This is a genomic window from Mycobacterium sp. NAZ190054, from assembly GCF_001545925.1.
GTDB lineage: Bacteria > Actinomycetota > Actinomycetes > Mycobacteriales > Mycobacteriaceae > Mycobacterium.
Genome location: NZ_LMVQ01000444.1, coordinates 1 through 1,560, shown reverse-complemented (window position 1 = coordinate 1,560; position 1,560 = coordinate 1). Strand labels below are relative to the sequence as shown.

1 protein-coding gene is annotated in these 1,560 nt (G+C 61.5%); it reads right to left on the bottom strand.

All coding sequences use genetic code 11. The features are described from left to right. Window positions 1-342: 342 nt before the first annotated feature. The gene (locus ASJ79_RS23670; protein ID WP_067960674.1) at window positions 343-1,416 is read right to left on the bottom strand and encodes an ATP-dependent endonuclease; all 1,074 of its coding nucleotides are present in this window, start codon (window positions 1,414-1,416) and stop codon (window positions 343-345) included. Window positions 1,417-1,560 lie beyond the last annotated feature (144 nt).

The window sequence follows — 1,560 nt, the reverse complement described above, 5'->3', positions numbered from 1 at the left end:
TGTCAACCGCGGGGATCGCGGCGTTTTCAGATGTCTTCACAAACTCCGAACAATGCCGCGGTCACCGCCCTGACCAGCGCAGACACGCCGAAACCCCGTCAGCCCCGATCTACGGCTGCAGTACTAGAGTCGGTAAGCCTTCGGAGACGCAGTTGTAAAAGACGTTGAGGGTCCGCGTCTACCGCGCGATGGTGACCTGCTTTCGTCTTCATCCGGATCCCTCGTCGTCCATGGCACTGGCGATGATCTCCACGCTAACTTCCTGTGCTGCTGCGGTGCCGGCGACGATTACAAGGGTGAAGTCTTCGGACCGCCCTGCGGCCCACGGGAATCACAGCCAGATTAGGACGACACCTCGACAAGCTTGTTCAGCTGGACTGCGATGTCCGCGAAGGCGTCGAGGACATCAGTCGGCACCTTCGACGGATCAGCCATGATGCCGTCCGCGAGGACCCGAGCCACCCTCCACTTCTCGAACTTGCCGTGCGCTTTGCGCTCGAACAGCGCCTCAAGCCGGTCGACGATGTTCGGAACCGCCTTCTCGTCAGCGTTGAAGCGCAGGTCCTTTCCCGGGTACGCCTTCTTCGCCGCAGCCACGAAATAGTCGTCGGGGAACAAGTCCTCGATCTCGCCGGTCGTGTTGCCGTCAGGAGTGAAGTCACCGACAAACAGAACGCGGTTGTCGTACCCAAGCACCCGCTCGACCTTGCGACCCTCTTTTCGGCCAGGCTCGTCACCATCAAGCAGAGCTGCGGCCTGTACCTCATGGCCGACGAGCATGCTGGCGAGGGGCAGCACCCGTCCCGCACCCCCTCCAGGAGTGATGATGATCCCTTCGCGAAGCCCTGTGCGTCCGGTGACGGGCAGCGCGGCGTCGAGGGCCTTGACGATCCACATGTCGGTGATCCCCTCCACCAGCACCTGGTAGCGCGAGATGAAGAGCGACTGCGCTAGCTGGTACCCGAGCGCAGCCTGCAGCGGGAAAAGCGCATCCTTGTCCTTCGGCCACACGTCTTCGGACACCTTGGTGGAGCCGGATTCGCGGTCCTCCCACACCGGCCGGACCTCTTCGAGGTGATCACCGTCGATCATGAACGGTGAGTGCGTCGTATAAACGACCTGATTGTCGTCGGAAATGCTGCGGAGGAACTCGATGATCTTGGCCTGGGCCGTGCCGTGCAGAGAGTTCCCCGGCTCATCGAGGAGCAGAACGCTGTTGTGGTGGGTGTCGACCGCCTCGACGAGGAAGATTAGGAAGAAGGAGAAGAAGTACTGCATCCCCTGGCTCCGCTGGTCGAGTTCGATCTCGCTGGGGTCGAGATCGTCAGCGACCCAGACTCGGAAGAAATTGCCGTCGAGGTCATAGCGAAACGTGTGGCGGCGCTGGAGCCACCACTTGGCGAACTTCTCCGTCATAGCCTGGCTGGCTGAGGATGGCTGTGACAGCCTGACTTGGCCCCGGGTGGACGGTTTGAAGTGGCTCCACCTGTGTGGTCGCGGGTGTGCAGTTGTGACGGTCTGATTTGGCCCCGTCTTCACGACACGCCGCGTTGGTTATGG